General features: G+C 63.6%; 5 protein-coding genes and 2 pseudogenes. 2 read left to right on the top strand and 5 right to left on the bottom strand.

The window, feature by feature from the left end:
- The first annotated feature begins 261 nt into the window (after positions 1-261).
- A pseudogene (locus AB0313_RS19320) lies at positions 262-1,415 on the top strand (IS3 family transposase).
- A 475-nt stretch (positions 1,416-1,890) separates the two neighbouring features.
- On the opposite strand, the gene AB0313_RS19315 reads toward AB0313_RS19320, so the two are convergent.
- Together AB0313_RS19315 and AB0313_RS19310 are read right to left on the bottom strand one after the other, a co-directional pair.
- Complete coding sequence (locus AB0313_RS19315) at positions 1,891-2,640, bottom strand: right-handed parallel beta-helix repeat-containing protein (protein ID WP_366307662.1); 750 nt, start codon at positions 2,638-2,640, stop codon at positions 1,891-1,893.
- Positions 2,641-2,881: 241 nt separating this feature from the next.
- Positions 2,882-3,055: pseudogene (locus AB0313_RS19310) on the bottom strand (glycosyl hydrolase family 28-related protein); the annotation flags it as partial.
- 460 nt (positions 3,056-3,515) lie between these two features.
- On the opposite strand from AB0313_RS19310, the gene AB0313_RS19305 reads away from it, so the two are divergent.
- Entirely contained in the window at positions 3,516-4,022 is a 507-nt protein-coding gene (locus AB0313_RS19305; RefSeq protein ID WP_366307660.1) for a hypothetical protein, read from the top strand.
- Here AB0313_RS19305 and AB0313_RS19300 read toward each other — a convergent pair.
- The 3 genes from AB0313_RS19300 to AB0313_RS19290 all read right to left on the bottom strand — a co-directional run bounded on the left by AB0313_RS19300 (position 4,006) and on the right by AB0313_RS19290 (position 7,028).
- Positions 4,006-4,920, bottom strand: coding sequence for an alpha/beta hydrolase (locus AB0313_RS19300; protein ID WP_366307658.1), 915 nt, complete (start codon positions 4,918-4,920; stop codon positions 4,006-4,008). The two genes, AB0313_RS19305 and AB0313_RS19300, sit on opposite strands and share 17 nt — an antisense overlap.
- A 346-nt stretch (positions 4,921-5,266) precedes the next feature.
- The gene (locus tag AB0313_RS19295) at positions 5,267-5,716 is read right to left on the bottom strand and encodes a hypothetical protein (RefSeq protein WP_366307656.1); all 450 of its coding nucleotides are present in this window, start codon (positions 5,714-5,716) and stop codon (positions 5,267-5,269) included.
- Positions 5,717-5,741: 25 nt separating this feature from the next.
- Positions 5,742-7,028, bottom strand: a complete 1,287-nt coding sequence (locus tag AB0313_RS19290) for a CBS domain-containing protein (protein ID WP_366307654.1) — start codon at positions 7,026-7,028, stop codon at positions 5,742-5,744.
- Between the last annotated feature and the right edge of the window lie 61 nt (positions 7,029-7,089).

Genomic DNA, 7,089 nt, shown 5'->3' with positions numbered 1-7,089 from the left:
GTCCCGGTGGGGAAGTTGTAGATTCCCTGCACGGTCGCCGGGGCGAGACCGGTCGGCGCCGCCGTGGCACCGGGTCGGACGCGGATGGGGTGGTTGGCGTAATGCTCGTGCGGGGCCGGTGAGTCCGCGACCGCTGCGTTAACACCGGCTGTTGCGGTGAAGAGAGGGGACTGCCCCCGGTTTTGTTGACTCTGACCTGCCCCAGGGATTGGTTACCCGAAATGGTTTGAGTTTTTGGCTCTCGCTGAGAGGCTTTCAGACATGCCAAGACCCTATCCACCGGAGTTCCGCGCACGGGCAGTCGCCCTGGTCCGGGCCGGCAAACCCATCAGCCGCGTGGCCGCCGAACTGGGCATCAGCGAGGGCGGCCTTCACAACTGGGTCCGTCAGGACCGGATCGACCGTGGCGAACGCCCGGGACTGACGACTCCGGAGAGCACCGAGTTGGCCAAAGCGCGGAAGCGGATCCGTCAGCTGGAAACGGAAGTGGAGATCCTCAAGCGTGCGGCGAAGCTGCTCGGTGAGGACCGGCCGGCCCCAAAAGGATCCACCCGGTGATCGGAGAACTTACCGGTGCCGGGTTCCCCGCGAAGCTCTGTTGCCGGTTGCTGGGCGTGAGCAGCCCCGGCTACTACAAATACCGGAACCGGCCGATGTCACCGACCCGGATGCGCCGGCAGTGGCTGACCGGGCTCATCCGGGAAGTCCACACCGCCAGCCGCGGCACCTACGGGTCCCGCCGGATCCATGCCGAACTGACACGGGGCATGGACGTGCGCGTCAGCGAGCATCTGGTCGCGGAGCTGATGAGCCTGGCCGGAATTGCCGGCCTTCCCGGGCCGGCCAAGGTCAAACGCCTGCGGGGCATCGCCACCAGCGATGACCTCGTGCACCGGAAATTCCACCGTCTGTCGCCGAACGAGCTCTGGGTCACGGACATCACCGAGCATCCGACGAGGGAGGGCAAGGTCTAGTGCTGCGCCGTGATGGACACCTTCAGCCGCAGAATCGTTGGGTGGTCGATTGACAGCAGCCAGGACTCTGCTCTGGTCGTCAACGCCCTGGACATGGCCATCAGAAACCGCCGACCCGTCCCGGGCGGCATCGTCCATGCCGACCACGGCGTCCAGTTCACGTCCTGGGCCTTTACCAACAAGATCCGCTCAGCCGGCCTGATGCCCTCGTTCGGGACAATCGGGGACGGGTATGACAACGCCATGATGGAGTCCTTCTGGTCCAGCATGCAGATCGAGCTGTTGAACAGGAAACGCTGGAGGACCCGGACGGACCTGGCCAACGCGATCTTCGACTACATCGAGATTTTCTACAACCGGCAGCGCCGCCATTCCGGACTGGACTATCGGACTCCGATCGAGCACGAGCTACACTGCCAGAACCCATCCCAAACAGCCTGAGGCTCATTCTTCGCCGGGTAACCAATCCCTGGGGCAGGTCACCGAGTCAACAAAAGCCGGGGCAGTCCCGAGCGAGGGTGAAAAGGGGTGCGATGCGACGAAACCAGGACATCTGATACTCCCGGAACAAACCAAGCACGGCGAAAATATTTGGAGGACCGCGGAGTCTTGCACGCGCGGCCGGAACATAAGAACTCGACCCAGCCACAAGTCTATTTAACCCTCGCAGAACAAGCCATGGACCGAGGGACGTCGAGGATAGAAGAACCTGGCTCTACCCGCCTGCGTTCTTGCCGGCACGGACAAGATCCGGTTTGGCATTCAGGGGGCTCAGGAGGACGGTGATGGTTCGGTCAGCGGCCCTTGCCGCCGCGAGCGGCGGTGGTTCGCGGAGTCGATGCCAGTCGGCGTGTGACCGGGGTTACGTTGAAAACGCGGCCGTGTGTCGTTGGGCTTTCGATTCGGCGGAGTGGTGTTAGCAGTTCGTGTAGTTGTTGAACTGGGTGGTGACGTTGGTGAAGGTGTTGTCCTGGATCGTTGAATTGGTCAGTTCGTTGGTTGCTGCGGTGATGCCGTTCTGGGCAGTGGAGCCGGAGTTGCCCTGGATTTTGAGGTCGGCGCCGGGGACCATGACGCGGATGAGCGATGTTCCGGGTTCGAGATAGCCCATGTCTATGACATTGTCTTGGACCGTCGCGTTGGCGATGCCGAGGGTGCAGGAGGCGCCGAGTTCGACGGGGTTGAAGAAGGTGCCGGACCCTCTGATGAGGTTGTTTCCGATCATGACGTTGGGTGCGTAGTCCGAGACGGCCGCGTACATGTCCTCGGGCAGGGCCGAGGCGTAGGCCGGGTTGGGTGTGGCCGGGCCGAACGGGTTGGTGATGGTGTTGACTTCGATCGTGGCGCCTGGGACCTGGATCTTGATGGCGCGCTTGGAGCAGTAGTTGAAGGTGTTGTGCTTCACCGTGAGGTGCGCTGGGCTCGTGGAGTCCTGGATGACCAGGCAGTCGCCGTCGTCCTTGGGCGCGACGTGGGCGATGGAGGAGTCTTCGACGCTCACGTCGGTGGCGATCGTCTGGCCGGAAGCTGGCGAGATGAGGATGCCTCGGGCGACCGGGGTGCATCCTGTGCTGCATTCCGGATGGGTCGCGGCGATGTTCTGGACGGTGCTCGAGGTGATCCGGACTGCGTTGACGTCTCCGTAGACTTTTATCCCGATGGGCATCGCGTAGTACAGCGGGTTGGTCTGGTCCTGGGGGCTGGGTGTAGTTCTCTACGGTGTCGTGGGACAGTGTGATGTTGGACGATCCGGCTTCGATGCTGATCCCCCGTACCAGGGTATTGGCGCCGTCCAGGCCGAGGCCGTCGACTGCGATGTCCGTCCCGTGCAGGTCCAGGAGCTGGAAGCCCGGCGCGTCGGCGCGTAGAACAGCGTTATCTGCCGAAAGGGTGAGGTTGCTGCCGATGGTGGGCAGGCTGGGGGCGACCTGGTACGTTCCTGCGGGTATGACGAGGGTTCCGCCGCCGGACGAGTTGAGGTAGCTGACGGCGGCTTGGAAGGCGGCGGTGTCATCGGTTGCGCCATCGGGAACGGCCCCGTAGTCGGTGACGACGTTCACTGTGGGCGCGGGGGCGGCCATGGCGGGGCCGGCCGCTCCCGTTGGCCATGCCAGGAGGAGGAATGCAAGAAGGATGCGTCTCGGTGCGTGCATGGCAGTAGCAGCTCGCCTTTCTTAAGATGTGCCTCGGGCAGGCGCAGAAGGTCCGGATCCGGGATGTGGGGAGGGCGGCCGCTCGCGGGAGGACGTCGGCGAGGCCCTGTCGATCCCCGTGTAGCGTCGTCGCGCCCTCTGGGACCCGGACTCACCGCGGGCGGTACGCCGCCCGGGGCGCGCACGGCGCACCCACGGCAGAGAAAATCAGCTGGCCTGTCCAATCGGGTGAGGCTAGTCATGCCGGGCTCTTCCTTTTCGACACGAGATAATGCCAAATGGCTCCCCAGCTGGGAGGAAGTATGAGCACGCGATGTCGGCGAGCACAACGGTTCCATTCGCCCGTCTGCGCGATCGAGGGCTTAGTACCCGGCAGAAGGAACTGCCCGTGATCGAAGATATTACGGTCTTACCGGAGGAACTGTTACGGCGGGCCGCCGTTTTCCTGTCCGCGCGGACCATCCGGGCCGGAAACCCGGGTGCTGGCGACCGTCAAGAAGTGTGGGGGAGGGATGTTTCGAGCATCTTCCCTCAGCTGCATGGTGTTGAGCTAGTGGCCATAGTCCCGCTGCTCGTGCTGCTTGGCCTGCGGCGTCTGGTGGGATTCTTTATGCGGGCTGGCGCTCTTGGCTGGAGTTGGCGCATCGTTCCCGGGGGCCGGCTTCGTGCTTCAACCCTGGGTGCCTGGAGCCACCCGCCAACTAAAAATGTCCTCATAGAAAGCGCGGGACCGGCCATTGTTGGTCACTATCAGCCGGAGATGTGCATAATCACTCCTCGAAATACGTATGCCTGGCGTCCGGGTTTATCGGCTGCGACGGTGTACGGGGTGCTGGCTGGCCGTGAAGAAGGGCATGGAACCAGTGTGGAAAGGCTGGTCAGGGGGAGCTCATGAAGTCTTTGAAGAGGCGTGCGACTTCCTTGGGTTTGTCAATCCAGGTGATCAGACCGGCGTCCTGGATTCCTTCAAAACGTGCTTGGTTTAGGTGTCGGGTGAGCTCGATGCCGGCAGTAGGTGGGGTCATGTCGTGATCGCCCCAGCAGAAAAGGACGGGGCACTTGATGGTTGGGAGCAAGGGGATGAGGGCGTAGGTGAGGTCGGCCCTTTTTCCCGGGGCGGCGATGAGTTCAAGCATGGTCCGCCACGCGTGTCCGGCGCCGGGGATCAGGGCTCCGGCGTAGAAGCAGTTCATCAGTTTGGGTGTGAGCTTGCCCGTATCGACGACGAGTCCGTGGAGGAAGTCCGGATTGGGCCGGGCACGGCCGAGGGTAGCCAGCAGCAGCCGGTTGATTACTGGGGTTCCGATGGCCCGGATTTTGAGTCCAAGTCTTTTGGTGCTTCCGGCAGGTTCGCCGATGAGGATGACGCGCTCAACCCTTTCGGGCCTGTTGATCGCGTAGAGCAGTGACCAGTACCCGCCCATGGAGTTGCCGACCAGGGTCGCGTGATCAAGTTCGAGGCCGTCGAGAACGTCGTCCAGGAATTGGATGGCGTGTTCGCGAAGGTTGAGCTTGCGGTAGTCCTGCGGGTGGGTGAGACCGCATCCTGGACGGTCCGCCGCGTACACATGAAAGCGACCGTCAAGCTCGATGAGCAGTGGCGCCCAGCCCGCCGCGACGCTGTTGCCTCCATGGATCATCACGACAGGGTCGCCCTCGCCTGTTTCCAGGACATGGATCCGCCGGCCGGGATCGTCGGGGTAGAGGAACCTGGACTCAACGCTGAGGTTCAGGTCTTGGAAAAGGTCTTCCTGCGCTTCATCAAATCTGGCCTCTTCAGGCGTGAGTTTCATTGCGGGCACCTTTCCGGGCCGAAGCACCAATTGGCCACCCGAGCATGGGCAGTGGCTGGAAAACAGTGCCGTGAGCCGTTTCTGAGGAAAATATGTGCATACTCTAAACCCTGTTCCATACCTTTGTGAGGGCCTTGGGTACCGGTGGCATCAGCGTTTGCTCACCTGATCATCTGCAGCTGCCCCGGGTGATTGTTGACGTGGTGACAGGCGCCGCATTATCGGTTCAGGTTTTTGTAATCCGTAAATAGAGAATGTGAAGTGCACGGTTCCCGCCACACTGCTCGACGGGTCCGGCGGTCCCTGGCGGCCGGCGGATGGGGCGGGTTTGTGGGGAATGCGATGGTTATGGGCGGGTTCCGGTCCGGGGCGCGTGCTGCCGGGCGGCTGTGAGGGGGGTTCGGAGGTGGTAGCCGGCCAGTGATCCGGTGACGATGAGGATGATCGGGAGGATGGGTTCGTGCCAGAGGATGCTGCCGGCGCAGCCGGCCGCGATCGCGGCAACGAACACCAAGCGCACTGAGGTGGCGCTGCGTCGTCCCCGGGTGGGCACGTGTCCGGACTGGTGCGGGCTTCCATGAGGTCGGGTATGGCTTCGGGGGGAAGCGGGCGCTGTAGCTTCCTCGGCGATGAGGGTAACTAAAGGGAGCGGTACCCCCGAGACATGGGCGGCCTGGGCCTGGGTGAGGCCTTTGGAGAGGAATCGGGGGACCAGGAGGGTGCGCAGCCCGGGGCGGTGGTCCCGGTCAGGCCGGGTTGCCTGTGCGGGGGCCCGTTCCGCGGGAAAGTCAGTCATGGCGCCTCATTGTTTTGTGCTCGTTTCAGTCTTCCGGTGCGTGGTGGCTGGTGGTGTTTCGGTTGGGTTCCCGGTGGGCCCAGTCCGGGGGGATGGCCGCTTCGAGGGCGTCATCGACGGTGACGACTCCGAGGATGTGTCCGTGGTCGTCCAGGACGGGGAGGGTGAGGAGGTTGTAGTCGGCCATGGTGGTGGTGACGTCGATGATGTCATCCCCTGCGGTTGCGCTGACCGGTTCGGGATCGGCTGTTTCCGCGAGCAGGGCTGCGGGGTCTGCCTGCAGCGCCTGCACGAGGCCGATGACCCCGGCGAGGGTTCGGTCCGGGTTGAGGGTGTAGATGGTGGTGAGGGCTTCGGGTTGTTTGGTGGTGGCGGTGCGGATGCTTTCGAGTGCGTCGGCGATGGTGGCGGTCGCGGGCAGGGCGATGTAGTCGGTGCCCATGAGGCCCCCGGCGGTGGCGTCGTGGTAGCCGAGCAGGGTCATGACTTTGGTGTGTTGTGCGGCGGGGAGCAGTGTCAGGATCCCGGTGCGGCGTTCCTGGGGGAGGTCCATGAGGGCGTCGGCGGCGTCATCGGCCCGCATATGGGAGAGGACGTCCGCGACGTCGGCGTCGGTGCGGTCTTTGAGGATTTTGGATTGACGGTCTTCGTCGAGTTCTTCAAAGACGTCCGCTTCGAGTTCGGGGTCGGTGTGGACGCGGGCTAGGATCTCGTCCTGTTCTTTGTCCGAGGAGTCCTCGATCAGGTCAGCGATCTGGGCCGGTTTGAGTTGGGCGAACCGGGCCGAGAGGGCGCGGGTCTTGCTGGATGCCTCGTGGCCGATCAGGGGCAGGAACCGGTTCCAGTCCAGGAACGGGTGGGTGTCGTGGCCTCGGTTGAGGCTGAACCAGCGGGGTTTGTGCACGTCCAGGCCGGTGGCAGTCCATCCGGTGTCTGTGGGGTTCAGTTCAATGTCGTAGGCCTTGACCATGAGGGTGTGGTCGGTGTCGATGAGGCGGTGGCCCAGGACGTCTTCATTGAGCAGCACCTCGCCCTCCCGCCGGGTGAAGGGGCGCAGGTCCAGGGTGGCGGTGTGCAGCGCGATGGTGTCGGGTGCGAGGCTGGACAGCTGTTCCAGCGGGGCGAAGACCCGGGTTGCTCCGATGGCGATGACCAGGCCGGTCAGCCGCGGATAGTTGCCCTCTTGAAGGCGGACGATAGCGTCGGCGAGGGTTCCGATCCGGTTGCCTTTGGTATCCAGGACGGGGCGGCGCAGCAGGGCCGAGAGCCGGATGGCCGGTCCTCCGGTGGGTGCAGTGGCGGGGTTACTCATTTTTTGCGGATACCTTTCGAGGATACGGGTGCATAAGCGGATGACTGTCCTACGTGGAATC

Origin of the sequence: Pseudarthrobacter sp. NPDC080039 (assembly GCF_040702335.1) — a bacterium.
Taxonomy (GTDB): Bacteria; Actinomycetota; Actinomycetes; order Actinomycetales; family Micrococcaceae; genus Arthrobacter; species Arthrobacter enclensis_A.
Note: the sequence above shows the minus strand (reverse complement) of the source record. Positions and strands in the feature narration are given on the sequence as shown.

Bases quoted from the DNA above. Each gene is read 5' to 3' on its own strand.
- AB0313_RS19315 (WP_366307662.1), bottom strand. From the start codon at position 2,640: ATGCCCATCGGGATAAAAGTCTACGGAGACGTCAACGCAGTCCGGATC.
- AB0313_RS19300 (WP_366307658.1), bottom strand. From the start codon at position 4,920: ATGAAACTCACGCCTGAAGAGGCCAGATTTGATGAAGCGCAGGAAGAC.
- AB0313_RS19295 (WP_366307656.1), bottom strand. From the start codon at position 5,716: ATGACTGACTTTCCCGCGGAACGGGCCCCCGCACAGGCAACCCGGCCT.
- AB0313_RS19290 (WP_366307654.1), bottom strand. From the start codon at position 7,028: ATGAGTAACCCCGCCACTGCACCCACCGGAGGACCGGCCATCCGGCTC.